A 25278-nucleotide genomic window follows, 5' to 3' on the forward strand; every position below is an offset into this window, starting at 1 on the left:
CCCCATGTGCTACGGCTACGGCCCCAGCCGGCGGTCGCTGCTCGCCGCCGGGCTCGGCCTCGGCGCGGGCGCGCTCGCCGCCGCCTCCCCGGCCGCCGCGGCGTCGCCGCACCGGCCGCACCACAGGCACCGCGTCCCCCCGGGCCAGATCAGCATGCAGCTCTGGACCGTACGCGACGACCTCGCGCAGAACTACGACGCCACCCTCGCCTACCTCGCCGAGATCGGCTACCCGCGGATCGAGGTCGCGCTCGGCTACTTCGGGCGTACGGCGAAGCAGCTCCGCGAGTTCCTGGACGGGCTCGGCATCCGGGCCACCTCCAGCCACGACGGCATCAGCCCCGACGACGCCGCCCTGGATACCAAGATCCAGAACGCGCTGACCCTCGGCCAGACCTACATGGTCGTGCCGTACCTGAACTCCGACAGCCTGGACCAGTGGAAGGCCTGGGCCGAGCGGATGAACGTCGAGGCGCGGGCCGCCCGCAAGGCCGGGCTGAAGTACGGCTACCACAACCACGCCCACGAGTTCACCATCGACCTCGGCGGCGGCCGGACGCCGTGGGACGTGCTCACCGCCGAACTCGACCCGCGCCTGGTCCACCTGGAGATCGACATCTACTGGGCGGTGACCGGCGGCGTCGGCCGCGGTGTCCGTGACCCGGAGCGGTTCGCGATCGACGTCATCAAACGGGCGCCGCAGCGCGTGCTGCAGTACCACGTGAAGGACCGTCACCTGGACGGCGACATGGCCGACCTGGGGACGGGCACGATCGACTTCCGGAGGGTGTTCGACGCGCACCGCGTCAACGAGTACATCGTGGAGAACGACACCCCGGACGTGACGCCGAGGCAGACGTCCGAGGTCGGCTACCGCTACCTGAGGAAGCTCCGTTACTAGGGACGGCGACCGGGCGGCCCCCCGCGGGCCCGCCCGGTCCACGACCTGCCGCGCGTTTGACCCGGTTTAGTACCGGTTGGTAGCTATACGCTGTCGCGCGTGACCATCGCCGTACCCGCCCAGCTGGGCTCCCGCCGCTGGACGGCGGTGATCGTGCTCGGCTTCGTCGGCCAGCTCGCCTGGACCGTCGAGAACATGTATCTCAACGTGTTCCTGTACGACACGATCAGCGACGACCCCACGGCCATCGCCACCATGGTCGCCGCCAGCGCGGTCACCGCGACGGTCGCGACGCTGCTGATCGGCTCGTTGTCCGACCGCACGGGCCGCCGCCGGGTGTTCATCGCCGCCGGTTACGTGCTGTGGGGGCTGTCCACGGCGGCGTTCGGGCTGGTCACCGTGGACACCGTGGCGAACCTCGCGCCGGCCGCGAACGCCGTGCTGGTCGCCATGGTCGCGGTCATCGTGCTGGACTGCGTCATGTCGTTCCTGGGCTCCGGCGCGAACGACGCCGCCTTCCAGGCGTGGGTGACCGACGTGACGCGGCCGGCCAACCGGGGCCGGGTGGAGTCCGTCCTGGCCATCATGCCGCTGGTGTCGATGCTGGCCGTCTTCGGCGCCCTCGACCCGCTCACCAGGGCCGGGCAGTGGCGGGAGTTCTTCGTGCTGATCGGCGCGGTCATCACGGTGGTCGGGGTGGTGGCCTGGTTCCTGGTCCGTGACCGGCCGTCCGTGCCCCGGGCCCGCGACGGCGCCCTGGCCGCCGTCTTCCACGGCCTGCGCCCGAGCGCCATGCGCGCCAACCCCGGCCTCTACCTGCTGCTGTCGGCGTGGGCGGTCTGGGGCGTCTCGACGCAGGTCTTCCTCCCGTACCTGATCATCTACGTGCAGCGCTACCTGCAGATCGAGGCGTACGCGGTCGTCCTCGGCGTGGTGCTGACCGGCGCGTCGGCGGTCACCGTCGGGTTCGGCCGGCTGATCGACCGCGTCGGCAAGGCGCGCTTCCTGCTCCCCGCCGTGGCCGTCTACGCGGCCGGGCTGCTGGCGATGTGGGCGGCACGCGGGATGGTGCCGGTCATCGCGGCCGGGCTGGTGATGATGTCCGGGTTCATGCTGGTCGCCGCGACCATCGGCGCGCTCGTGCGCGACCACACGCCGCCGGAGCGCGCCGGGTACGTGCAGGGGCTCCGGATGGTGTTCGCGATCCTCATCCCCATGCTGATCGGACCGTACGTCGGGGCCCTCGTCATCCGGGGCGCGGACGCGTACTACGAGGATCTCGGGGTGCTCAGACAGGTGCCCACTCCCGCGATCTTCCTGGCCGCCGCCGCGGTGCTGCTGCTGATCGCCGTCCCCGTCCGGATCCTGCGCAAGAGAGAGATCGCATGAGCACGCTCACCCGCTGGGGCCGGGACCTCGACCCCGACGCGGTCCTGCCCGAGTACCCGCGCCCCCAGCTCGTCCGCGACAGCTACCTCAACCTCAACGGCCGGTGGGAGTACGCCATCACCGGCGACGGCGAGGAACCGGCGACGTACGACGGGCCGATCGTGGTGCCGTTCTCGCCCGAGTCGGCGCTGTCCGGCGTCGACCGGCGGCTGATGCCCGGCCAGACCCTCTGGTACCGGCGCGGCCTCACCCTGCCCGACGGCTTCGGCACCGGCGGCAGGGTGCTGCTGCACTTCGGCGCGGTCGACCAGACCTGCCGGGTGCTGCTCAACGGCGTCGAGGCGGGCCGCCACACCGGCGGCTACCTCCCGTTCGGCTTCGACGTCACCGACCTGCTGCGCGACGGCGAGAACGTCCTGACCGTCGCGGTGCGCGACGACACCGACACCGGGCAGCACGCCCGCGGCAAGCAGAAGCTGGAGCGGGGCGGCATCTGGTACACGCCGCAGTCGGGCATCTGGCAGACCGTGTGGGCCGAGCGCGTGCCCGCCACGCACGTCGAGCGGCTCACCCTCACCCCGCACCTGGACGAGTCGTGCGTCGAGGTGACCGTGCACGCCGCCGAGGGGGAGGCGGACGTCGAGATCCTCGCCGAGGGGATCGTCGTCGCCCGCGCCACCGCCCCCGCCGGTCAGCCGGTGCGGGTCCCGATCCCGGACGTCCGGCCGTGGAGCCCGGAGGACCCCTTCCTCTACGACGTCACGGTGGAACTGGGCGCCGACCGGGTGCGGAGCTACGTGGGCATGCGCTCGTACGGGGTGGGGACCGACGCCGACGGGGTGCCCCGGCTGCTGCTCAACGGCCGCCCGTACTTCCACGCCGGGATCCTCGACCAGGGCTACTGGTCCGACGGCATGTACACGGCGCCGTCCGACGAGGCGATGATCCACGACATCGCCACCATGAAGCGGCTCGGCTTCACCATGCTGCGCAAGCACATCAAGATCGAGCCGCTGCGCTGGTACCACCACTGCGACCGGCTCGGCATGATCGTCTGGCAGGACATGGTCAACGCGGGCGGACGCTACCATCCGCTGGTGGTCACCGCCCCGGCGGTCGTGCCGTTCCATCTGCCCGACCGGTTCTTCGGGCGGGCGCACCGGGAGCGGTTCCTCGCCGAGCTCCGCGAGACGGTGGAGCACCTGCGCAACGTGGTGAGCATCGCCGTCTGGGTGCCGTTCAACGAGGGCTGGGGCCAGTTCGACGCCGCCCGCGTCGCGGTGGAGGTGGCCAGGCTCGACCCCACCCGGACCGTCGACCACGCCAGCGGCTGGCACGACCAGGGCGCGGGCGACCTGCGGAGCCTGCACGTCTACTTCCGCCGCTTCCGCGTGCCGCGCCGCCGCGACCGGCGGGTCCTCGTGCTGTCGGAGTACGGCGGATACGGTCTGCGGGTCGACGGCCACACCTTCAACGACCGCAACTTCGGCTACCGGCGCTACGACACCCCCGACCGGCTGGGCGCGGCCTTCGCCCGGCTGCACGCCGAGCAGATCGTCCCGGCCATCCCGCGCGGCCTGAGCGCCACGGTCTACACCCAGTTGTCCGACGTGGAGGACGAGCTGAACGGGCTGCTCACCTACGACCGCGAGGTGCTCAAACTCCCCGAGGACCTGGTCCGCGCGGTCAACCTGCGACTCACGCTCGACCGGACCCCCTGAGGAGAGCCCTGTGGACAACCCCCTGGACCTGCTCCGCGCCGACGACCGGACGGCCGCCTGGCTCGCCGGGCTGGAGGCCGACGACTCACCGGACGTCGAGGTCGTCCTGCCGGACGCCTTCACCCTGCTCGACCTGGCCGTGCCGCACGAGGACGTCAACGAGATCCTCGCGCTGGCCCAGAAGATCAGGGCCGACCCCGGGCTGTGGTGGCTGCTGGAACGCTGCGCCCGGCGGCTGGTGCGCGGCATCGGGCTGATCGACCACCCCTTCGACCTGCCGTACCTGCCCGCCGGGCTGGGCGCGGCCGGGCGCTACTTCCACCTGTTCGTCTTCGTCGCGGCGCTCCCGCACGTGCGCGCCTACCACCGTGAGCGCGGCGTCCCGGCGGACGTCTCCCGGCACACCCTCGCCGACCTCGGCCGCAACGTCGCCGTCCACCGCAGGCGGCACGGCGTCGGTGGCGTGATCCAGCCCTCCTGGATCAAGATGCACTACCGGGGCGAGATCTACCAGCTGGGCCGGCTGCAGTACCAGCGCGCCACCCTCGGCACCCGCATGGGGACCCTCATCGAGGGCGTCATGCCCGGCGCCCCCTCACTGAACCTGCATATTCCCGACTTCTCCGGGCCGTTGACGCCCGCCGCCTGCGACGACTCGCTGGCCCGCGCCCGCGCCTTCTTCCCTCGCCACTTCCCCGACGAAGAGCCCACCGTCGCCACCTGCTACTCCTGGCTCCTCGACCCCCAGCTCGCCGACCACCTGCCGGAAAGCTCCAACATCGTCGCCTTCCAGCGCCGCTTCCGCCCCGGCTACCCGGCCGAGCAGCCCAACGACGGGGGCCCGATCGAGTTCGTCTTCGGCGACCCCGATCTGCCGCCCGACCAGCTCTCCCCGCGCACCACGCTGGAGCACGCGATCGTCGCCCACCTGCGCGCCGGCGGCCACTGGTACGAGGGCAACGGCTGGTTCCCGCTCTGACGGGGTCCGGAATCCGCCCGTCGGCAGGCCGTACAGGAGCACGCGGACGTGGTCCGTGGCGTCGTCCATGCCGCGCCGCAGGTCGCGTAGCAGCGTGTCGGTGGCGTGCGGGCAGTCCGCCGGCCCGCCCCGGGCCAGGTCGATCGTCCTGGCCATCGCGACGAGCGTCCGGCCGAGCCCGTCGTGCAGGCTGCGGCTCAACCGGCGACGCTCCTCGTCCCTGGCGGCCACGTCGAGCTCCTCGGCGCGCTTCAGCTCGCCGGCCGTCCACAGGGTGTGGGCGAGGCGGGCGGCGTACGGCACGAGCGCGGCCAGCGCCCGGTCCCGGCACGCCCAGGGCAGGCGCCGGGGACCGACGAGCAGCCGTCCGACCCGCTCGCCGTGCCACACCAGCGGCACCTCGCGGGCCTCGGTGCCGGCCCGCCCGCTCTCCACGGAGGTTTCGCCGTCCGCCACCTCCACCGCGACCCCTCGGACGGCCAGCGCGTCACGCGACACCGACACCACCGAGGCCAGCGCCTCCTCCGGGGCGCTGTGCCGCAGACACCGGTCCAGCCGATCGGTCAGTCCCCGGACGGACGTCCAGCCGAGGATCCGCCGGATCGGCAGCCGGGCCAGGCTCTTGCGCAACGGCAGGCAGAGCGTGCCCGCGAGGAGCGCCGCCGCCAGGTCGTATCCGGAGATCAGGCCGCTGATGCCGACGTAGAGGGCGCCGGCGATGGCCGCGGGCGCCAACCGGTCCGTCACACCCGCGTGGAGATCGGGCTGCCGACCCCGCGCCACTCGGCGTCCGGCATGCGCAGCACGCGCAGCGCGATCCAGCCGTAGGCGGCCAGGTGCAGCAGGGCGCCGGTGGACTGCATGACCGGCGCCTGGTCCATGGTGACGAACGGCACGATCGTGCCCGCCAGCGCGGCGACCGGCACCCACCAGGGCGCGACCTTGACCACGGCCAGGGTCACGAGCAGCGTGATCAGGCCGACGTGCAGCAGGAACCCCGGCAGCAGCATCCCGAACACGAATCCCGGCAGCTCGCCGGCCCGCTGGGTGACCGCCTCGGCCTGCGCGTCGGGCAGGACCTGGGCCAGGGCGAGGTCGTAGAAGTCGGTGGTGAAGAGCGTCAGCCCGTGACCGGCGCCGACCAGCCCGAGCGCCGCCCCGATCCCGCTCGCCCGGGGGGCGCGCTCGCGCAGGAGGTGGGCCAGGGCCAGCACGACGGGGATGAGGGCGAGCGCCGCCCACACGTAGAGCAGCGCGCTGACCTGCACGGCCGTCTCGTGCGTACGGAAGACCTCGGGAGCGTGCTCGGCCCCGGGAGGCGAGGTCAGGAAGGCCAGGAACTCGAAGACGGGCCAGGCGAGGAGGGCGATGCCGGCGACAATCCGGCGGAACGAATCAGGATTTTTCAACACTCGCCCAGCGAATCCGAACCCCGTCCCGCCACGCCCGGGCACTCGTCCCCGTCCATCCGGGAGAAATGCCACGGAACTCCCGGGACACCGTCCCGGTGAACCGGGACACAGGACGTATACCGTTTGTCCCGAAATATGGTTTGACCAGGGTTGCGGCAGGCGTCCTGGACGGGAGGGACGGATGGCGACGGCGCGTGTCGCGTGGGCGTGGTGTGCGCTGACCCTGGTCCTGGCGGCGACGGCCGCCACCCTGGCCTTCGCCAACGGCGCCGCCCCGCTCCCGGTGGTCCACCTGCTGTTCGTGGCGGCGTGCGCGGTGGCGGGCGGGCTCATCGGCGCCCACCGCCCCGGTCACATGGTGGGCCGGCTGCTCGCGCTGAGCGCGTTCTGCTTCGCGCTGATGGAGGCCTGCGGCCACTATGCGATCCTCGGCCTCACCCACCCGGGCCTGCCGTTCGTGGCGGCGCTCTCCTGGCCGCAGACCTGGCTGTGGATACCGGCCAACCTGGCGGCCACCCTGATCCCGCTGTACTTCCCCAGCGGCCGGCTGCCCTCCCCGCGCCTGCGCCCGCCGGTCAGGGGAGTGGTGGCCGCCGCCGCGCTCGCCGCCGTGCCGAGCGCGCTCCGCCCGGGCGACAACCTCCAGGTGGGGATGGGAGCGGCGGTGCCCAACCCGCTCGGCGTCCCCGCCCTGGCAACCCCCGCGTCGGCGGCCGAGGCGGTGCTGACCGTCCTGCTGGCGGCGGTGTTCGTGCTGGGCGCCGCGAACCTGGCCGTACGGGCCCGGCGCAGCGAGGACGCCGAGCGCCGCCAGATCGCGTGGCTCGTGTACGTGGTCGCGCTGGAGACGGTGGTGATCGGGGCGCGGCTGGTCGCCGGGCTGACCGACGACGACCCCGCCTCGGTGTGGCCGTCGACCAGCGTCCTGTGGGAGCTGGTCGGCATCGCGGGCGCCACGCTCATCCCGGTCGCCATCTGCGTGGCCATCCTGCGCCACCGGCTCTTCGACATCGACCTGGTCATCAACCGCACCCTGGTGTACGTGCTGCTGTCGGGCTGCGTGACCGGCGGCTACATCCTCGTGGTCGGCTACCTCGGCGCGCTCTTCCCGGCCGGCGACCTGCCGGTCTCCGTGCTGGCGGCCGGGCTGGTGGCGCTCGCCTTCGCGCCGCTGCGCGAACGGCTGCAGAGCTGGGTCAACCTGCTGACCTACGGCGAGCGGAACGACCCGTACGCCGCGCTCACCCGGCTGGGCCGCAGGCTGGAGAGCACCGCCGACCCCGGCACCGTGCTGCCGGGGATCGCCCGGTCGATCGCCGAGGCGCTGCGCCTGCCGTACGTGGCGGTGGAGACCAGCCAGGGCGCCCGCCACGAACACGGTGAGCCGGCCAGGGCCGCCGATCCGGTGCGGCTGCCGCTGACGCACAACGGCGAGCGGGTCGGCGGCCTGGTGCTCTCGCCGCGGCCGGGCGACAGCGGGTTCGGCCCTCGCGACCTGCGCGTGCTCCAGGACCTGGCCCGGCAGGTCGCGGTGGCCGTGCACGCCGTGCGGCTCTCCGCCGACCTGCGACGCTCCCGCGAACGGCTGGTCATGGGCAGGGAGGAGGAGCGGCGGCGGCTCCGGCGTGACCTGCACGACGGGCTCGGCCCCACCCTGGCCGCGCTGACCATGCGGGCCGAGGCGGCGCACGACCTGGTCACCGACGAGCGGGCGCGGCGGCTGCTCGCCGAGATCGTGGACGACGCCGAGACGGCGCTGGCCGACGTGCGGACCCTGGTCGACGGGCTGCGCCCGCCCGCGCTCGACTCCCTCGGCCTGGCCGGGGCGCTGCGCGCGCACGCCATCAGGCAGCCGGCCGGCCTGCGGGTGGACGTGCACGCGCCGCACGACCTGCCCGCGCTGCCCGCCGCCACCGAGGCCGCCGCCTACCGGATCGCGACCGAGGCCCTGGCCAACACCCGCCGCCACGCGGGCGCGACCCGTTCATGGCTGCGCGTCGAGATCGCGGACGGGACGCTCAGGCTGGAGATCTCCGACGACGGCCGCGGCATCGGTCCGGAGGACCGGGACGGATCAGGAGTCGGGCTCGCGTCCATGCGCGAACGGGCCACGGAACTCGGCGGATCGTGCACGATCGAGGAACGCCCCGGAGGCGGCACCCGCGTCCGGGTCGAACTCCCCGCGGAAGCGGAAGGGACCGGCGATGACCCAGGATCCTGGTAGCCGACGACCACGCGGGCGGGGAAGGGGACGGGCGGTGACCCGGCATCCTGGTAGTGATCGGCCACGCGGGCCGCGGTGGGGAACGGCGATGACCCACGATCCTGGTAGCCGACGACCGTGCGGGCAGTGAAGGGGACGGCGATGATCAGGGTCTTGGTGGTGGACGACCATGCGGGGTTCCGCGCCGGGCTGCGGACTCTGCTGGCGACGGCCGAGGGGATCGACGTCGCGGACGAGGCGGGCAGCGGGGAGCAGGCGCTCGCGCTGGCCGGGCGGATCCAGCCGGACGTGGTCCTGATGGACCTGGACATGCCCGGCATGGGAGGCATCGCGGCCACCGAGCGGCTGACCCGCGACCACCCGCACATCAGGGTCCTCGTGCTCAGCATGTCCGACGACGACGACTCGGTGTTCGCCGCCGTCCGGGCCGGGGCCCGCGGTTACGTCGTCAAGGGCGCGCGCCGGGCCGAGCTCGTCCGGTCGGTGCAGACCGTGGCCGAGGGCGGCGCCGTGTTCGGCCCGGCCCTCGCCTCCCGCCTCGTCGGCTACTTCTCCGCGGGCGAGCGCGCCGAGCCCGCCCTGCCCGGCCTGACCCCGCGCGAGCGGGAGATCCTCGCCCTGATCGCCGGCCACCTCACCAACCCGCAGATCGCCGCCCGGCTGGGGCTGAGCCAGAAGACCGTGCGCAACCACGTCTCGGCCGTCTTCACCAAGCTCCAGGTGGCCGACCGCGCACAGGCGATCATGCGCGCCCGGGAGGCGGGCCTCTGACGCTCAGCCGATGAGGCCGCGCCGGAAGGCGACGGCGACGGCCGCCGCGCGGTCGTTCACGCCGAGCTTCGCGTAGATGTGCAGCAGATGGCTCTTGACCGTGGCCTCGCTGACGAACAGGCGCGCGGCCACCTCGCGGTTGGTCGTGCCCTGCGCGATCAGGTCCAGGACCTCCAGCTCGCGGGCGCTCAGCGGGTCGGCCGGCGTGCGCACCTGCCCCACCAGGCGGGTGGCGACGGACGGGGACAGCACCGACTCGCCCCGCGCCGCCGTGCGCACGGCCCTGATGAGGTCGTCGCGCCGGGTGTCCTTGAGGAGATAGCCGGTCGCGCCGGCCTCGATGGCGGGCAGGACGTCCCTGTCGGTGTCGTACGTGGTCAGGACGAGCACCCGGGCCCCGATGCCGAGCCTGGTGAGCTCCTTGATGGCGGCGACGCCGTCCATCCCCGGCATGCGCAGGTCCATGAGGATCACGTCAGGGCTCAGCGCCCGCGCCAGCTCGACCGCCCGGGCGCCGTTCTCGGCCTCGGCGAGCACCTCGAAGTCCGGGTCGCCGGCGAACATGCCGCGGATGCCGTCGCGCACGATGGGATGGTCGTCGGCGATCAGCAGCCGGATCGGGTCGTCAGCCACGCGCCACCGCCGGGACGCTCGCGGAGATCGCGGTGCCGCCGCCGGGCTCGGTCTCGATCTCCAGGGTTCCGGCCAGGCGGCTGACGCGCCCGCGCATCGAGGTCAGGCCGAAACCGCCGCCCTCCCGTACGCGTTCGAGGTCGAAGCCCGCGCCGTCGTCGCGCACGTCCAGCGTCACCATGTCCTCCATGTAGGAAAGGGTCAGCCCCACCCGGGACGCGCCCGCGTGCCTGGCCGCGTTGGCCAGGGCCTCCTGCGCGGTGCGGAGCAGGGTCTCCTCCACCTCCGGGTGCATGGGGCGCACGGTGCCGGTGGTGGTGAAGTCGGCGCGCACCCCGTTGAGCTCGCTCCACCGGGCCACGACCTCGCGCAGCGCCTCGGGCAGCGGGGCGGCGTCCAGCTGGCCGGGGCCGACCGCCTGGACGGAGCGCCGGGCCTCGGCGAGGCTCTCCCGCGCCAGCCGCAGGGCGTTGTCCACGTTGCGGCGCCAGTCGCCGGCCTGGTGTGCCGCCTGGAGCTGGGTGATGATGCCGGTCAGGCCCTGGGCGAGGGTGTCGTGGATCTCCGCCGCCATCCGCTGCCGCTCGTCCATCACGCCCGCCTCCCGGGCCTGGACCAGCAGCTGCGCATGCAGGCCCGCGTTCTCCCGCAGCGTCTCCTCCAGCCGCGTCACCATCTGCTTCCGCTCGGCGCTGCGCGCGGCTGTGATCTCGCCGACGAAGCTGAACAGCCCGACCGCGGCCACGATGGCGGCGGTGAGCAGCAGGTACGAGAGGATCTTGGACGGGACGGGGTCCGGCGGCCCGCCGAAGAAGGCCGTGACGCTGATCGCCGCCGTGGCGGTGACCCCGGCGAAGCGCCACATCCCTTTCAGGTACTCCCATGAGTGCAGGTAGCCGATGAAGCCGAAGAAGCCGGCGAACCACACCGCCTGCGTGCACAGCACGCCGATCAGGACGATCAGCCCGATCACGTAGACGACGCCCCGCGGGACCAGCCGGAGCCACAAGGCGGCCAGCGCCGCCAGCGCCACGACCCGCCATGGCGGGCCGTCCTCCGTGAGGAGCGCGAGCATCGTGCTGGCTGCCAGCAGGACGTACGGTGCTGCCGTCAGCTGGCGCTCCAGCAGGCGCTCCCATCGATCGAGCTGCGCCGTCATGCCTACTCCCAGCGAAAGAACCTGGCCGCGATCATACTGACGACCAGCGCGTACCCGGCCATCACCAGCAGCGGCAGCGGATCGGCCGGGCTGCCCGCCCAGATGTCCTGCAGACTCTGCCGGAAAGCCCCCAGAGGGGTGTATTCACCGACGCGCACCAAAATATCGGGCATCTGGTGCGTCGGCTGCATCAGCCCGGCCAGAAAGGCCATCGGGAAGTACAGCAGGACGCCGATCCCGTTGGCGGACCGCCCGTTCGGGGCCAGCGCCGCGATGAGCAGCCCGATGGCGAACAGGGAACCCGCCCCGAGCAGGAAGACCAGCGCGACCAGCGGCCACCGGGAAGGCAGGTGAGCTCCCAGGACGCCGCCCGCCACGCCCAGCAGCAGGCCGCAGGCGGCCACCGCGAGCACGAGCTGCAGGATCAGCTGCACCACCAGCATCCGCACCGGGCGCACCGGCGTGGCCGAGAGCCGGCGCAGGATGCCCCGCTCGCGGTAGGTGGCCAGGGTGGTGGGCAGCATGTAGAGGCCGACGAGCCCCACCGCGATGGCCAGCGCCATCGGCACCAGCACGGTGTCGCCGGGCTCGATCGAGCTGCCGAAGACCACGAGGATGAACAGCGGGATGAGCAGGGCGAAGATCGCCCCGGGCTCCCTGGTGAGCAGCTTCAGTTCGACGAAGGTCAGCTTGGTCACGGGTCCTACTCCTTGGTGCCGAAGGAACGGCCGGTCAGGGCGATGAAGGCGTCGTCGAGGGTGCGCTTGTCGATGCGCAGGTCGCTCACGAGGACGTGGTGCCTGGCGAGGTGGGCGGTGACCGCGGTGGCGAAGTCGGCCCGCCCGCTGACGACCACCCGGTCGCCGGTCCTGCTCACCCCGGTCACGCCGGGCAGGTCCGCCAGCCCGGCGGGCTCGCCGTCCATCAGCGTGAAGCTCATCCGGTGCTCGGCGTCGATCCCGTCGATCAGGCCCGCCGGGGTGTCGAGGGCGACGACGCGGCCGCGGTCGAAGACGGCGACCCGGTCGCAGAGCTCCTCGACCTCGTCCATGAAGTGGCTGACCAGCACCACCGTCACGCCGCTCGCCCGGACCCGCTTGATCAGCTCCCAGGTGGTGCGCCGGGCCTGCGGGTCGAGCCCGGTGGTCAGCTCGTCGAGGAAGGCCACCCGCGGGTTGCCGACCAGCGCCAGGGCGATGAACAGGCGCTGCTTCTGGCCGCCCGACAGCTTCCCGAACCGGGCGTCGCGCTTCTCGTCCAGCCCCCACTCGGCCATCAGCTCGCGCCAGTCGCGCGGCTGGGCGTAGAACGAGGCGTAGAGGTCCAGGGCCTCCCACACCTTGATGTTCTCCGGCAGTTGCGTGTGCTGGAGCTGCACGCCGATCCGCTCGCGCAGCCGCCTGCCGTCCTTGGCCGGGTCGAGCCCCAGCACGCTGATCGACCCGTCGTCGGGCTGCCGCAGCCCTTCCACGCACTCCACGGTGGTGGTCTTGCCGGTGCCGTTGGGGCCGAGGATGCCGAAGATCTCGCCCTCTTCCACGGAGAACGACACCCCGTCCAGAACCGTCAGCTCCCCGTACGACTTGCGGAGGCCGTTGACTTCGATGACTGCCATGGCTCAAGCGTCGTCCGCCGGCGGCTCCGGCGAATCGACCCGCCGGCCATGATCCGCCGCGGATCCGGCTGGCGCGGAAATCAACCGATCGGTTGATGCGCGGCCGAATCCGGAGCTGAAAGTTTCACCGGCGGTTGACGAACGCACCGCCCGCCGCACATGATCACGCTTGTCTCCTGGTCAGGAGGAGGCGTCGAGTGATGACCGTCGAGTGATGACCGTCCAGTGATGACCACTGCCACGGCGAGGTGCACCGATGCCGAGAACCCTGCTCCGGGCCGCGTCCGCGATCGTGCTGACGCTGGCCGCCCTGAACATCCCTGCCGCCCATGCCCAGGACGCCGCCCCTGTCGAGGTGACCGTCAACACCCGTGCCGCCCTCGCGGCCGTACCCGAGACAGGCATCGGCACCAACCATGCCATCTGGGACACCCACCTGGGCTCGGACCAGACCGCCGACCTCCTCAAGGAGGCGGGCGTGAAGCTGCTGCGCTACCCCGGCGGCTCGTACTCCGACATCTACCACTGGGCCGACCACACCGCCCCCGGCGGCTACGTCGCGCCGAACACCGACTTCGACACCTACATGGCCGGCGTGCGCCGCACCGGGGCCAAGGCGATGGTGACCGCCAACTACGGCACCGGCACGGCCGAGGAGGCCGCCGCCTGGGTCAGGTACGCCAACGTCACCAAGGGCTACGGCGTGAAGTACTGGGAGATCGGCAACGAGAACTACGGCAACGGCCACTACGGCGCCGCCTGGGAGGCCGACGACCACCCCGACAAGAGCCCGGCCGAGTACGCCCGCCACGTCGTCGCCTACGCGGACGCCATGAAGGCCGTCGACCCCACCATCAAGATCGGCGCCGTGCTCACCACCCCCGCCAACTGGCCCGACGCGATCGTGGCCGAGGGCGACGCGGGAAGCTGGAACCAGGTCGTCCTGTCGGCCGCCGGATCCAAGATCGACTTCGTGGTCCTGCACTGGTATCCGGGGGCCCTCGACCGTACGGGACACGTACCCGACATGGTCCAGCTCGCCCGCGAGCAGATCGCCCGGTACGCCGGCCCCGGCGCCGAGCGGATCGGCATCGCGATGACGGAGTTCAACACCGGCTCGAGCAGCAACGGCACCAACACCCAGCCGGGCGCCCTGGCCGCCGCCGACGCGTACGCGACGCTGCTGGCCAACGGCGTGTTCACGGTCGACTGGTGGAACGTGCGCAACGGCATCGGCGCCGTCACCGAGGTCGAGGGGCACACCGACTACGGCGACTTCGGCCTGCTGTCGAGCGCGGCCTGCACGTCCGACGGCTCGGTCTGCGAGCCCGCGCTGAACACCCCCTTCGCGCCCTACTACGCGCTCCAGATGGTCAGCCGCTTCGCCCGTCCCGGCGACCAGTTCGTCCGGGCGGCGGCCGACCAGCCCGCGGTCTCCGCGCACGCCGCCCGCCGCCCCAACGGCGAGCTGGCGGTCATGCTGATCAACACCTCGCGCGACACCTCGTACGCGGCCGCCCTCGACTACGAGGGCTACACCCCCGCCGCGGGCGCGCCCACCGTGCTCACCCACACCAACGGCGCCACCGCGATCACCACCGAGACCGCGGGCACTCCCGCCGGCCGGCTCCTGCCGCCGCTGTCGCTCACCACGATCGTCCTGCGTCCCGCCGCCCCGCCGTCCGGCCCCGGCGCCCCCGGTCAGCCCGCCGCCACCGCCGTGACCGACACCACCGTCACCATCACCTGGCCGCGCGCCACCCCGGGCGCCCGCCCGGTCGCCAAGTACGAGATCCACCGCCAGCACGGCGCCGTCACCGAGCAGCTCGGCGAGACCGGCGGCACCTCGTTCACGGCCGCCAACCTCAGGCCCGGCACCCGCTACACCGTCAACGTGATCGCCCGCGACAGCGGCGGCGGCCTCTCCTGGTCCTCCCCGCCGCTGACCTTCACCACCAAGGCCCCCGCCACGAGCTCCTGCACGGCGAAGCTGACCGTGCAGTCGGACTGGGCCAGCGGCTACGTCGGCAGCATCGAGATCACCAACACCGGCGCCCCGGTCAACGGCTGGACGCTGAACTTCGCCTGGCCGAGAGCCTGGCAGAGCCTCGGCAGCGGCTGGAGCGCGACCTGGACCCAGAACGGCCAGGACGTCAAGGCCGTCAGCGAGCCAGGGAACGGCGCGCTGGGCACGGGCGCGACGACCACGATCGGCTTCGTCGGCAACTACACCGGCCCGAACGTCCTGCCGTCGGTCTTCACCTTCAACGGAAGGGTCTGCGGCACCGGCTGAGCTGACGCGTCATGAAAGGGCATCGAAGGCCGCCATTCGATCGACGGCCTTCGATGCCCTTCAAGTCTTTTTGAAACCGGTGGATTTGTAGTGATTGATCCCCATTTGGGTGCTAGCGTCCTAATTGAAGGATCAATCGAAAAGGGGGAGACGTCGTGAGTAGCGGATATGGCGGCTGCCGCCGCCGTCGGTACCGTCGCTGCCGCCGCAGAAGGTGGTGGGGCTACTGGAACGATTGGGACTGGGACGACGACTGGGGCTACTGGTGGTGACCGCAGTCCCGATCTGACGGATCGCGACGGTCAACGCTCGGCGTTAGATCGCCGTGATCCGTCCTCAACACCGGCCGGATGCCGTTCGAGCAGGGTCTTGAGTTCGGACAGCAGTTCCGGCCATCCCCCCTTGATCATCTCCAGGACGGTGCTGCCCGGCTCGAAACCGTCATGGACGACAGTGAGCTTGACCCGGTCCCCGGCCGGTTCGAGATCGAAGGTCACGCGAGAGCGGGGCTCGGCGGCGATCTCGGCGAGGACGTCCGGGGAGACGCCGGCGTCGTCGGCCCACTCCCGGGTGAAGGTGTGCCAGCTGTACGAGAGCCGCCGGTAGGGGTCGGACTCCAGGACCACGCTGCCGCCGTCGTCGACGACCGAGCCCTCGGTGCGCCAGACGACGGGGGCGCCCTTGGTCCAGGCCGACTCCAGGGTGAGACCCCAGTAGGCCCGGGTGAACTCCGGCTCGGTCAGCGCGCGCCACAGGCGCTCCGGCGTGGTGACGATGTAGGACGTGTAGACGAACTCGGGCTTGGACACAGCCGTCTCCTCAAGGGCTCGCTTCAGCGCCGACAGCGACTGGACGCGCCGCCGGTCGTAGCGGCGGATCCAGCGCTCGGCGATGTCGTTGATCGGGGCGGCGTTGAGGTAGTGGAGCTTCTCCCGGCCGTGCCTGACCGTGGTGATCAGCTCGGCGGCCTCCAGGACGGCCAGGTGCTTGCTGACCGACTGGCGGGCCATGTCCAGCCCGTCGCAGAGCTCGCTCAGGGTCTGGCCGTCACGGGCGTTGAGACTGTCCAGGAGCATGCGGCGGCTGGCGTCGGCCAGCGCCTTGAACACGTCGTCCACAGCTACCACCTCGATTGCGCAGCCGTTTGGCTGCCTATGAACGATAGGCAGCCAAACGGCTGCATGTCAACAGGTGCGCAGCATGTTGAGCAGGGCCGTCTTCTCCTTGCGGGTGACGAAGAGCCGGTAGTGACGCTTCACGGTGATCCACGACGTCGCGTACCGGCACCAGTGGGCGCGGCGCGGCGGACGCCAGCTTTGCGGGCCCTTGGCGCCCTTGGCGATGTTGGCGGAATGGCTCACGGTGAGCAGTTCGGGCCGCCTGATGTCGTTGGCGAACGCGCGCCGCTTGGCCGGGCTCCACCGCTTGGCGCCCGACCGCCAGGCGTACGCGAGCGGCACCACGTGGTCGACGTCCACGTACCTCTCGCTCTTCAGCTTCTTGCCGTCGTACGGGCTGAACCAGACTCCCTTGACCGGGTGGCAGGCCGCGTTCCGGCGGACGCGCCGCCCGTCGCGGGCCAGGACGAGCTCCCGCGTACTGCACCTCCCCTTGCGGTCCGCCCAGTGGGGGCGGAACTTCTCGCGGCTGTAACCGCGGATGGACAACGGCCTGGCGACCTTGAGCTGCGCCAGCATGCTCCGGGCCCGGGCGGCGGCCTGCTTGCGGGATTCGGCCGCCGCGGGCGGGGCAGTGAGAACGGCGGTGATCGGGAGGACGAGGAGAGTGAGCACGGCGACGTTGGTCGCCCGCCGCAGGAAGATCATGGTTTCACCCATGACGAGCGGCATCCCCGCTCGCGGCGCGGATAACCTCGCCGTGAAAGGATCGATGACGTGACGCGCCTGCTGATCGTGCACCACACCACCTCGCCCACGCTCCGCGAGCTCTTCGAGGCCGTCCGGGAGGGCGCCACCACCGACGAGGTCGAGGGCGTGGAGGTCGTCACCCGCCCGGCGCTGGCCGCCACCGCCGTCGACGTGTTCGCGGCCGACGGCCTCATCCTGGGCACCCCGGCCAACATCGGCTACATGAGCGGCGCGCTCAAGCACTTCTTCGACACGATCTACTACCCCTGCCTGGAGGAGACCCGCCGCCTGCCGTACGCCCTGTACGTGCACGGCAACAACGACACGACCGGCGCCGTCCGCGCGGTGGAGTCGATCGCCACCGGACTCGGCTGGGAGCGGGTCCGGCGCCCGGCGTCGGTGACGGGCGCCCCCGGCAAGGACGACCTGGAAGCCTGCTGGGAGCTCGGCGCCACGGTCGCCGCCACGATCAGCCCCGGCTGACGGCGGCTCAGCGGCTCACCGCGGTCTCCCGCTCCATGCGCGACAACTTCTCGGGATTGCGCACGGCGTAGAGCCCGGTGATGAGGCCGTCCTCGACGCGCACCGCCATGACGGTCTCGACCTCGCCATCGGCACGGATGACCAGCGCGGGGCAGCCGTTGACCAGCGCCGGCTGCGGCGACGCCGTGCGGGCGACCCTTTTCAGCAGCGCGGCCACCTGACCGGCTCCCACGACGGGCGCGGGCGCGGCCGGCACGAGCCCGCCGCCGTCCGCCAGCAGGACGACGTCGGGCGCGAGGACGTCGAGGAGCCGCCGCAGGTCGCCCGTCTCGACCGCCCGCCGGAACGCCTCCAGCACGTCGCGGGTCTCGGCCGGTGAGGCGGCCCCGCGCGGCCGGCGGGCGGCGACGTGGGACCGCGCCCGGTGGGCGATCTGGCGGACCGCGGCCGCGCTCTTGCCGACGGCTTCCGCGATCTCGTCGTAGGCCAGGTCGAACACCTCACGCAGCACGAACACCGCCCGCTCGGTCGGCGTCAGCGTCTCCAGCACCAGCAGCATCGCCATCGAGACGCTCTCGGCCAGCTCCACGTCCTCGGCCACGTCGGGCGCGGTCAGCAGCGGCTCGGGCAGCCACGGGCCGACGTAGGACTCCTTGCGCCGGCCGAGCGTGCGCAGCCGTTTCAGCGCCTGCCGCGTGACGATCCGTACCAGATAAGCACGCTGATCCCGCACCGTACCGAGATCGACGCCCGCCCACCGCAGCCAGGTCTCCTGCAGGACGTCCTCCGCGTCGACGGCCGAGCCCAACATCTCGTAGGCGACCGTGAACAGCAGGTTGCGGTGGGCGAGGAACGCCTCGGTCGCCGGATGCTCGCTGCCTTCGCCCATCACTGCTCCTCGCCTGTCCGTTCCCGACCGTGCCACGCATACGATCCCGCTCGCCGCCGCCGTGTGACACCCGGACTCGGTGACATACGTCACACCCGCCGCGCTGTCACAAGCGTCGCGCCGCCGGGATCTCTTGCTCGTCAGACCGCGTACGGAAGGAACATCATGAGTTCAGCACTGGAAGCCCTGCGCCGCGACTTCGGCGGCGACATCGTCGAACCGGGATCGGCCGAGTACGCGTCGGCCGGCCGTTCCGTGCTGGTGACGGGCAGTCCTGCCTGGGTCCTGCGGCCCAGGAGCGTCGGGGACGTGCGGGCGGGCGTGAGATTCGCCGCCGGCGCCGGCCTCCGGCTGTCCGTACGAGGAGGCGGCCACGCCTTCGCGGGCTTCGGCACCAACGACGGCGGCGTGGTGATCGACCTCGGCGCGCTCGCGAGCGTGGAGGTCACCGACAAGGAGCGTCACCTCGTACGGATCGGCGGCGGCGCCACCTGGGGCCAGGTCGCGACCGCGCTGGCCCCGCACGGCCTGGCGATCTCCTCGGGTGACACCAAGGGAGTCGGGGTCGGCGGGCTGACCTTGAGCGGGGGCATCGGCTGGAAGGTCAGGAAGCACGGCCTGGCCCTGGACAACCTGGTCGCCGCGGAGCTGGTCACCGCCGATGGGGAGACCGTGCGGGCCTCCGCGCGGGAGAACCCGGAGCTGTTCTGGGCGATCCGCGGCGGCGGCGGGAACTTCGGGATCGTGACCGCCTTCGCGTTCACGGCACACCCGACGACGGACGTCTTCTTCGGCCGGATCGCCTTCCCCGCGCGGGAGGCGGCGGCCGTGCTCCAGGGCTGGGCGGACCACCTCCGCACCGCCCCGGAAGAGCTCACCTCCGTCGCGGAGTTCGCCAACCCCTTCGCGGGCGGCCCCGAAGCGCCCGTCGAGATCCGCGTCGCCTTCGACGGCGACGACCCGGAGCGCGCGGCCGGAGCCATCGACCCGATCCGCCGCCTCGGCACGGTCGTCGACGACGACGTCGCACTGCGGCCCTTCGCGGACACGCTCGTGGACGGCGCCACCCCGCCGCCGGGCTTCCGCGTGTTCACCCGGAGCGCCTTCACCGGCGGTGACGCGGCGCCCGCCGCGCTCAAGGTGCTGGCCGAGGCCGGGGCGTCGGAAAGGCCGCCGTTCATCGCCGTCCGCAGCGTCGGCGGCGCCGTGTCCCGCGTGGCCCCCGACGCCACCGCCTACGCGCACCGCCAGGCGGAGCTGATGTTCACGACCACCGTCGCGGGCCCCGAGCCGGTCGTCGAGGCCGCGCGTCCCGCCCTGGAAGCGCTCTGGGCGAAACTCGCGCCGCACGCCGGCGGCGCCTACGCCAACTTCCTCGCAACAGCCACCGAGGAGGACGTCGCCGCCGTCTACCCGGCGCCGACCTACGAGCGGCTCGCCGCGGTCAAGCGTCAGTACGACCCCGGCAACCTGTTCAGCGGCAACCACAACATCCGGCCCCGGTAGACAGGAACCGGCCGGCCATGTCAGTGGCCGGCCGGCCGCGTCACTGGCGTTTGCGATCGATGAAGCGCTGGAGCACCAGGAGGACGATCGGCAGGATCAGCCCGAAGGCGAACTCCGTCAGCTGGATCAGCCGCGTCGCCAGCCCCACGGCTCCTCCCGCCACGAAGAGCGCCAGCGACACCCAGGCCCAGTGCCTCCGCAACCACCGCAGGGACCCGGCCCACCGGCGCCGCGGCAGCAGAGGACGCAGGACCTTCTCGATCGGCAGGTTCTTCCCGTCCTTCTGCCGGATCACGATCGCGCCTTCCATCCAGACGATCTGATCCCCGGCGCGAGCGAGCCTGACGCTCCTGAGCGACGCCAGAGCCTCCACGCACGGCCACACTCCCCACAGAGTGATGTGCGTGCTCATGCTGTTGGGCCAGGACCCGTCCTGACACTGCTCGGTGACGATCGTGTCGAAGGACTGCGCCAGCTTCCCCGCCACGTCGATGCTCTGGAACCGCGGATGGTGCATCAGCGCCGTGGTCGCCACCGGCAGCGCGTAGTGCGTCAGCGACGGCGGGAGCCAGTATTCCTCGCCCTTGTCCGTGCGCAGGAAGAGGACGTTGGACCGTTCCTCCCGGTTGCCGATCTCCACCAGGGAGGAGGTGTCCAGGTTGGCGAGGAGCCAGTCGAAGCCCTTGGCCACCTTCTCGGACGCCGGGTCGACGCCGGCCTTCACCAGCGTGGTGAGCGCCGACGCGGTGTGGGCGACGCGTGCCTGGTTCTGGCGGGGCTCCGGGGCCCAGCCGCCGGAGGGCAGCTGCTGCTCGATCAGCCACGCCACCCCCTTGTCGACCGCCGGGTCCTGGGGAGCCGCCTCCAGCAGGGCCCGCAGGGCCAGGCACGTCAGCCAGACGCGGGGCGGGCAGCCGTGGAAGGAGCCCCAGCCGCCGGACCTGTCCTGGTTGTTGCGCAACCAGGACACCGCCCGTGAGAGGTCGGGAGTCGTCGGCTGGTCGTCGCACCGCAGCGCGGCCAGGCACCGCACTACCCAGGCGGTCGCCTCGACCACCGGCTTGTCCTTGCTGGTGTTGGTCCACCAGCCGCCGTCGACCTTCGGGTCCTCGTCCTTGATCTGGCGGACCCTCAGGAAGTTGAGCGCGTCCTCCAGGTGGGGCGGAGACTCACCGGCGACGTGGAAGGTCAGCAACGCCACGGCGGTCGCGGTCGCCCCCGGCGGGACGGTGTCGAGCAGGTGGTACCAGCCGCCCCCACCCGCGGGACTTTCGTTGTACATGTGGCGCAACAAGTCCATCGACTTGTTCAACGCGCTCTCGGACTGTGACAGATCGATCTCGTGCAACAAGGCCGTTCCCCCGTCGCCGCTTTTCCCGGAGCGTACCGTTCCCCCCATTGCAACTAACGTCACGCTTTGATATAGCCGAAGTGTCCGGTCGCCATACCTCATTCGGGACGGTGCAGATCGGTGGTTTCTGGCTTTCATATTGAGGACGGCGATATCCTCGCGATCGGCGGCACGACCGAGTGGGCCCGATCCCTTCCCCGGCGGGCTTCCCTGGCCCATCTCACCACCGCCACCGGGACCTGGGCCGCGGAGGAGGGCATTGTTACCCGCCCGATCCCGGGTGCCCTGCCGTATCCAGCGGGTTTCTACCGACGCATTCACTGCGACATGGAGACGGCCGGTCATCTGCTGCCGGAAGCCTTCGAACTTCTCCCGCCCGGCGGAGTCCTCATTCCACGGTACGGCACGCCCGAAAATCGAGACGGCGCCGTCATGCTTTCTGAAAACGTGTCAAAAACCGGCCAAGAGGAGGATTGTGTATTTTGCGGTCGTTTCCGGTTTCGGATGAACCAGGACGCCGGTGTTCCCGGTGCGGCCGCCCTGCTGTGGGGTGACGAGTTCCTGTGGTGCGCGCCGGATCTGGCTCCTCTCACCGAGGGTCATCTCCTGCTGGTCTCCACCCGCCACTTCCCGTGCTTCGGCGCGTGCCCACCGGGCCTGGCGCGGGAGGTCGCCCGGCGGAAGCGGGAGGTCACCCGGTGGCTGGAGGCGGTCTACGGCCGCCCCGTGACGGTCTTCGAACACGGCCCGGCCGGCCCGCACGGCGCCGGCTCCTGCATCGACCACGCGCACCTGCACTTCCTGCCCGGGGCCGGCCCGGTCCGCGCCGGGATCGAGCGCGAGGCCCTGTCCGGCGCCTCCGCCGGCCCGGCGGAGCTGTTCCGGAGCGGCGTCTCCTACCTCTACCTGGAGGACGCCGAGGGAACGACCACCTACCCCTGCCCGGGATCGTTGCCCACGCAGTTCCTCAGGATGTGCGCCGCGCCGCCCGGCGAGCGGTGGCGCTGGCAGGACATCTACGGGCTGCCGGAGACCCGCGAGCGGTTCATGGCGACGCTCCGGAAGCTGCTCCCGTCCGCGGAGGCCGGGGCGAGGCCCGTTGACAGCAACCAGCGCAGCTCACGCGCGGTGAGCAGGTCGCCGAAGCCCATGGGGTCGGAGACGCGCTCGTAGCCGGTGGGGTAGTCGACGTGCAGGCGGTCCTGCTGGTAGATCGTCGACCGGCTCGCACCACCGGCCCCCGAGCGGATCATCCACACCGGTGCGGCCTTGTGCACCGCGTCGAGCAGGGGAAACAGAAGTTCGGGGCCGCCCTCAGGGGCGCCCACCACGCCGCGCAGCGTTTCCAGCTCGCCCACCACGACGTCCGCCGCCTCCAGGAGCGGCAGCAGCCGGGCCGGGGGGATCCTGCGGTGGATGTCGTGCGGCACCAGGTCGAGGCAGATCACCGTGGAGTGCGACCGGGCGACGGCCGCGGCTTCCAGCACGGCTTCGGCCGACCGGGCGTGCAGCAGCTCGTATCCCGTCAGGAAGAGGGCGTCCGCCGCGGCGATCTCCCGGATCGCCGCCCGCACGTCCGACACGCCCAGCATCTGGAGGTCCGACAGCGGTTCGGCGACCATCAGGCGGACCCCGTGCCCCTCCGAAGTGTCACGTATGACGAGCACCCTCGCGGTCGAGGAGCCTTCCACCACGGTCAGCCGCGGCGTCACCCCCATGGCGGTCACCTGGGCCCGTATCGGATCGGCGAACTCGTCACGCCCGATCCTCGACACCAGCGTGACGGTGGCGAAGAGGCCGATCGCCTGGCGGGCCATCTGCAGCGCGACGCCCGCCGGAGTGATGCGCACCGGCGCGTAATGGAACTGGTCGCCGCACACGTCGCGAAAGCGAAGGGAGTCGACCCGCACGCGGACGTCGATCCGGATCTCACCGATCGCGACCAGACTGAACCGGCGCTCTCCGTCGGCGGGAATCATGGTCAGCGGCGGCAGACGGCTTCGGACGGATGCGCGCCGCGCAGCCGCAGGAACCGCTCCACCGCCCCATCGATCCCGGGAATGAGCGGATAGCGGGCGACGGCGTCGAGCCGCACCCACCGCACCTCGTCGATGTGGTCGCCGGAGATCTGGCCGGAGGTGGTCACCTCGTGCGACAACGCCCGGCACTGCCGGGCCACGGCGATGACCCGGACACAACCGCCGTCGTCGGCCGGCATGGCCCAGTCCCACATGTGAAAGGGAGGGCCGGGCTCGATCTCGATGCCCGCCTCCTCGCGGACCTCGCGCACGATGTGCTCGTCGAGCCCTTCGTCCGCGCCCCGCATTCGCCCGCCGGGAACCTCCCACAAACCGGGGTTGTAGGGGTCGGATGGCGATTTGCGGACGAGCAACAGGCGGTTCCTGTCGGCCATGAAGGCTTTCTGCGCGACGACGATGCGCACTTTTTCCTCATTCGCCAGATCAGCCTCTGTCAGGCCGCCCAAGAGCCGGTCCACCATAGACTTCACCTTCGCCGAGTGGGAACGCCTGAACGCCGGTCGCGACACGGCCGGCGCCCCACACTAGCGCTTCTACCTCGTCCGTCAGGCAGTTTCCACCAGTCGTGAAGCGTTCGACAGCGCCTTGGCGGCGGTGGATCATCCGAAGTGCGGCTTTTTCAGTGTGGCAGTTCGGGTCGCCGACATCCAGACTCCGCAATAATGTTGCCCGAAAGCGACTTTATGTTGCCTGCCCTCTGAAGCCCCGTTTAAGACGCCCTTTCCACGCTGCATCCGGGAACTCTTCGACGCCGACGAGCGTGCAGCCCTTCACCTATCGCCGACCGCTCGGCCATGAAAGTGAAGAGGGCCGGGCGCTAGCGGGGCCCGAGCCCGGTCTTCCCGTCGATCAACTCGCGCACGACGTCGAGGTGTCCGGCATGACGGGCGGTCTCCTCGATCATGTGCAGCGCGATCTGCCGTAAGTCGGTGATCCGATCTCCCGGCGGATGGGGATGGCGCCCACGGGGCCGCATCGACAGCGGCATGGCGGCGAGGACGGCGTCGGACCGCTCGCACTGGGCGCGGTAGAAGGCCAGCACCGTCGACGGTGAGCGCGGGGTCGTGAGCGGCTCGTGGTCGTCGGCCGGCCAGGGCAGGGGCTCGGCCGAACCCAGGGCGACCTCCTGGAACCAGTGCCGCTCGGCGTGACCGAGATGCTCGACGAGACCCAGCGGCGTCCACCCCGAGGGCAGGACGGCGGTCGTCAGGGCGTCGTCGCCGAGACCGTCGATGATCGCCAGCACGGCGGCGCGCTGCGCCTCCAGGAATGTCAACAGGGACTGCTTCTCGCTGTCGCCCACCGGCCCACACCCTTCGCCGACCAGCCCGCCGCACCGCAGGCTAGCGGCCGGCCCCGACAGTTCCCGGGCGCCCGCCCTCCGGTTACGCGGTTGTGGTGGCTGGGCGCGGTGGATAGGTTGGCCCACCGTGCACTATTTGGACGTGGCCTGTCGGCTGCTGCTCGCGGCGGTCTTCGTCACGGCGGCCTGGACCAAGGTCTCGGGGAAGGCCGGCTGGGCCGCCTTCGTCGGTTCGCTGCGCCAACTGGACCAGGTGCCCGGCCCCCTCCTGCGGCCGGCGGCGTTCGCCGTGGTCGCGACCGAGATCGTCGTCGCCGTGCTGCTGCTCGTCCCCGTGCGGGTGGCGGGGTGGGTCGGCTTCGCCCTGGCAGGCTGCCTCCTGCTGTCCTTCACCCTGGTGATCGGGCGGGCGCTGTCGCGCGGCAACCGCGCCCCCTGCCGGTGCTTCGGAGCGTCGAGCACGCCCCTGGGCCCGATCCACATCGTGCGCAACCTGATCCTCGTCTGCGTCGCCGTCCTCGGGCTGGCCGGCGCCTCCGCGCCGGGCGCGTTCGAGGTGCCGTACGCCCTGCTCGCCGGTGTCGCCGGACTGGTCGCCGGCATCCTGATCACGGCGTTCGAGGACCTCGTCGCGTTGTTCAGGCCGACGGCGAGATAACAGCCGGTTTGATCCCTATGTCGTGTTATGCGCAGAGAATGCCCTGTCGATAATCATGGACCGCTTCGCCTGACTAGACCTGTA

General features: G+C 71.6%; 22 protein-coding genes and 1 pseudogene. 10 read left to right on the top strand and 13 right to left on the bottom strand.

Features of this window, described 5'->3' with window-relative positions:
• Positions 1-4 precede the first annotated feature (4 nt).
• The 4 genes from AB0K05_RS15050 (at position 5) to AB0K05_RS15065 (ending at position 4990) form a co-directional block, all read left to right on the top strand.
• Positions 5-901 carry a sugar phosphate isomerase/epimerase gene (locus AB0K05_RS15050; protein WP_345483007.1) on the top strand — a complete coding sequence of 299 codons (897 nt, stop codon included), beginning with the start codon at positions 5-7 and terminating at the stop codon, positions 899-901.
• A gap of 99 nt (positions 902-1000) precedes the next feature.
• A complete protein-coding gene (locus tag AB0K05_RS15055; protein WP_364229531.1) occupies positions 1001-2290 on the top strand; it encodes an MFS transporter in 1290 nt (429 codons plus the stop codon).
• Complete coding sequence (locus tag AB0K05_RS15060) at positions 2287-4011, top strand: sugar-binding domain-containing protein (RefSeq protein WP_364229533.1); 1725 nt, start codon at positions 2287-2289, stop codon at positions 4009-4011. Before AB0K05_RS15055 ends, AB0K05_RS15060 begins: the two co-directional genes overlap by 4 nt.
• Before the next feature lie 10 nt (positions 4012-4021).
• Positions 4022-4990: an acyltransferase domain-containing protein gene (locus tag AB0K05_RS15065; RefSeq protein WP_219542987.1), complete on the top strand. Its 969-nt coding sequence runs from the start codon at positions 4022-4024 to the stop codon at positions 4988-4990.
• Positions 4991-5071: 81 nt separating this feature from the next.
• Here the strand turns inward: AB0K05_RS15065 and AB0K05_RS15070 are convergent.
• Both AB0K05_RS15070 and AB0K05_RS15075 read right to left on the bottom strand, forming a co-directional pair.
• Positions 5072-5146 (bottom strand): annotated as a pseudogene (locus AB0K05_RS15070) (hypothetical protein); the annotation flags it as partial.
• A gap of 587 nt (positions 5147-5733) precedes the next feature.
• Entirely contained in the window at positions 5734-6402 is a 669-nt protein-coding gene (locus AB0K05_RS15075) for a hypothetical protein (RefSeq protein WP_364229535.1), read from the bottom strand.
• 181 nt (positions 6403-6583) lie between these two features.
• On the opposite strand from AB0K05_RS15075, the gene AB0K05_RS15080 reads away from it, so the two are divergent.
• Both AB0K05_RS15080 and AB0K05_RS15085 read left to right on the top strand, forming a co-directional pair.
• Positions 6584-8626, top strand: coding sequence for a GAF domain-containing sensor histidine kinase (locus AB0K05_RS15080; protein ID WP_364229537.1), 2043 nt, complete (start codon positions 6584-6586; stop codon positions 8624-8626).
• A 141-nt stretch (positions 8627-8767) separates the two neighbouring features.
• Positions 8768-9397 (top strand): response regulator transcription factor, encoded by a 630-nt coding sequence (locus AB0K05_RS15085; RefSeq protein ID WP_364229539.1) that lies wholly within the window; start codon positions 8768-8770, stop codon positions 9395-9397.
• A 3-nt stretch (positions 9398-9400) separates the two neighbouring features.
• Here the strand turns inward: AB0K05_RS15085 and AB0K05_RS15090 are convergent, their stop codons facing one another.
• Genes AB0K05_RS15090 through AB0K05_RS15105 form a run of 4 tightly spaced genes read right to left on the bottom strand, consistent with a single transcriptional unit; the run spans position 9401 to position 12804 of the window.
• Entirely contained in the window at positions 9401-10030 is a 630-nt protein-coding gene (locus AB0K05_RS15090; RefSeq protein WP_148035327.1) for a response regulator transcription factor, read from the bottom strand.
• Entirely contained in the window at positions 10023-11189 is a 1167-nt protein-coding gene (locus AB0K05_RS15095) for a sensor histidine kinase (protein WP_364229542.1), read from the bottom strand. Before AB0K05_RS15095 ends, AB0K05_RS15090 begins: the two co-directional genes overlap by 8 nt.
• Before the next feature lie 2 nt (positions 11190-11191).
• Positions 11192-11887, bottom strand: coding sequence for an ABC transporter permease (locus tag AB0K05_RS15100; protein WP_364229544.1), 696 nt, complete (start codon positions 11885-11887; stop codon positions 11192-11194).
• 5 nt (positions 11888-11892) lie between these two features.
• On the bottom strand, positions 11893-12804 hold the full coding sequence (locus AB0K05_RS15105; protein ID WP_271277379.1) for an ABC transporter ATP-binding protein: 912 nt from the start codon (positions 12802-12804) through the stop codon (positions 11893-11895).
• A gap of 256 nt (positions 12805-13060) precedes the next feature.
• Between AB0K05_RS15105 and AB0K05_RS15110 the strand changes: the two genes are divergently transcribed.
• Positions 13061-15097, top strand: a complete 2037-nt coding sequence (locus AB0K05_RS15110; RefSeq protein ID WP_364229546.1) for a cellulose binding domain-containing protein — start codon at positions 13061-13063, stop codon at positions 15095-15097.
• Between the two features lie 302 nt (positions 15098-15399).
• Here the strand turns inward: AB0K05_RS15110 and AB0K05_RS15115 are convergent, their stop codons facing one another.
• Both AB0K05_RS15115 and AB0K05_RS15120 read right to left on the bottom strand, forming a co-directional pair.
• Positions 15400-16215 (bottom strand): metalloregulator ArsR/SmtB family transcription factor, encoded by an 816-nt coding sequence (locus AB0K05_RS15115; protein WP_364229548.1) that lies wholly within the window; start codon positions 16213-16215, stop codon positions 15400-15402.
• Positions 16216-16281: 66 nt separating this feature from the next.
• The gene (locus AB0K05_RS15120) at positions 16282-16935 is read right to left on the bottom strand and encodes an HNH endonuclease family protein (protein ID WP_261808938.1); all 654 of its coding nucleotides are present in this window, start codon (positions 16933-16935) and stop codon (positions 16282-16284) included.
• 57 nt (positions 16936-16992) lie between these two features.
• Here AB0K05_RS15120 and AB0K05_RS15125 point away from each other — a divergent pair, with 57 nt between their 5' ends.
• Positions 16993-17448, top strand: coding sequence for an NAD(P)H-dependent oxidoreductase (locus AB0K05_RS15125; RefSeq protein ID WP_148035321.1), 456 nt, complete (start codon positions 16993-16995; stop codon positions 17446-17448).
• Between the two features lie 7 nt (positions 17449-17455).
• Here AB0K05_RS15125 and AB0K05_RS15130 read toward each other — a convergent pair whose 3' ends face one another.
• Positions 17456-18337 carry an RNA polymerase sigma-70 factor gene (locus tag AB0K05_RS15130; RefSeq protein WP_364229551.1) on the bottom strand — a complete coding sequence of 294 codons (882 nt, stop codon included), beginning with the start codon at positions 18335-18337 and terminating at the stop codon, positions 17456-17458.
• 165 nt (positions 18338-18502) lie between these two features.
• Between AB0K05_RS15130 and AB0K05_RS15135 the strand changes: the two genes are divergently transcribed.
• Positions 18503-19843: an FAD-binding oxidoreductase gene (locus AB0K05_RS15135; RefSeq protein WP_364229552.1), complete on the top strand. Its 1341-nt coding sequence runs from the start codon at positions 18503-18505 to the stop codon at positions 19841-19843.
• 40 nt (positions 19844-19883) lie between these two features.
• Here AB0K05_RS15135 and AB0K05_RS15140 read toward each other — a convergent pair whose 3' ends face one another.
• From AB0K05_RS15140 to AB0K05_RS15155, 4 genes are all read right to left on the bottom strand, one after another.
• Positions 19884-21125: a prenyltransferase/squalene oxidase repeat-containing protein gene (locus AB0K05_RS15140; protein WP_271277383.1), complete on the bottom strand. Its 1242-nt coding sequence runs from the start codon at positions 21123-21125 to the stop codon at positions 19884-19886.
• A 1085-nt stretch (positions 21126-22210) separates the two neighbouring features.
• Entirely contained in the window at positions 22211-23173 is a 963-nt protein-coding gene (locus AB0K05_RS15145; RefSeq protein WP_364229553.1) for a carbohydrate kinase family protein, read from the bottom strand.
• A 2-nt stretch (positions 23174-23175) separates the two neighbouring features.
• Positions 23176-23694, bottom strand: coding sequence for an NUDIX domain-containing protein (locus AB0K05_RS15150; protein WP_148035316.1), 519 nt, complete (start codon positions 23692-23694; stop codon positions 23176-23178).
• Positions 23695-24050: 356 nt separating this feature from the next.
• Complete coding sequence (locus AB0K05_RS15155) at positions 24051-24536, bottom strand: DinB family protein (RefSeq protein WP_148035315.1); 486 nt, start codon at positions 24534-24536, stop codon at positions 24051-24053.
• 142 nt (positions 24537-24678) lie between these two features.
• Here AB0K05_RS15155 and AB0K05_RS15160 point away from each other — a divergent pair, with 142 nt between their 5' ends.
• Positions 24679-25194 carry a MauE/DoxX family redox-associated membrane protein gene (locus tag AB0K05_RS15160; protein ID WP_364229788.1) on the top strand — a complete coding sequence of 172 codons (516 nt, stop codon included), beginning with the start codon at positions 24679-24681 and terminating at the stop codon, positions 25192-25194.
• Positions 25195-25278 lie beyond the last annotated feature (84 nt).

Source organism: Nonomuraea sp. NPDC049486, from assembly GCF_040676925.1.
Taxonomy (GTDB): Bacteria; Actinomycetota; Actinomycetes; order Streptosporangiales; family Streptosporangiaceae; genus Nonomuraea; species Nonomuraea ferruginea.

Excerpts from the sequence above, each read along its gene's own strand:
- AB0K05_RS15050 (WP_345483007.1), top strand. The coding sequence starts at position 5 with ATGTGCTACGGCTACGGCCCCAGCCGGCGGTCGCTGCTCGCCGCCGGG.
- AB0K05_RS15060 (WP_364229533.1), top strand. The coding sequence starts at position 2,287 with ATGAGCACGCTCACCCGCTGGGGCCGGGACCTCGACCCCGACGCGGTC.
- AB0K05_RS15080 (WP_364229537.1), top strand. The coding sequence starts at position 6,584 with ATGGCGACGGCGCGTGTCGCGTGGGCGTGGTGTGCGCTGACCCTGGTC.
- AB0K05_RS15085 (WP_364229539.1), top strand. The coding sequence starts at position 8,768 with ATGATCAGGGTCTTGGTGGTGGACGACCATGCGGGGTTCCGCGCCGGG.
- AB0K05_RS15095 (WP_364229542.1), bottom strand. The coding sequence starts at position 11,189 with ATGACGGCGCAGCTCGATCGATGGGAGCGCCTGCTGGAGCGCCAGCTG.
- AB0K05_RS15105 (WP_271277379.1), bottom strand. The coding sequence starts at position 12,804 with ATGGCAGTCATCGAAGTCAACGGCCTCCGCAAGTCGTACGGGGAGCTG.
- AB0K05_RS15110 (WP_364229546.1), top strand. The coding sequence starts at position 13,061 with ATGCCGAGAACCCTGCTCCGGGCCGCGTCCGCGATCGTGCTGACGCTG.
- AB0K05_RS15120 (WP_261808938.1), bottom strand. The coding sequence starts at position 16,935 with ATGGGTGAAACCATGATCTTCCTGCGGCGGGCGACCAACGTCGCCGTG.
- AB0K05_RS15130 (WP_364229551.1), bottom strand. The coding sequence starts at position 18,337 with ATGGGCGAAGGCAGCGAGCATCCGGCGACCGAGGCGTTCCTCGCCCAC.
- AB0K05_RS15135 (WP_364229552.1), top strand. The coding sequence starts at position 18,503 with ATGAGTTCAGCACTGGAAGCCCTGCGCCGCGACTTCGGCGGCGACATC.
- AB0K05_RS15140 (WP_271277383.1), bottom strand. The coding sequence starts at position 21,125 with ATGTACAACGAAAGTCCCGCGGGTGGGGGCGGCTGGTACCACCTGCTC.
- AB0K05_RS15145 (WP_364229553.1), bottom strand. The coding sequence starts at position 23,173 with ATGATTCCCGCCGACGGAGAGCGCCGGTTCAGTCTGGTCGCGATCGGT.
- AB0K05_RS15150 (WP_148035316.1), bottom strand. The coding sequence starts at position 23,694 with ATGGTGGACCGGCTCTTGGGCGGCCTGACAGAGGCTGATCTGGCGAAT.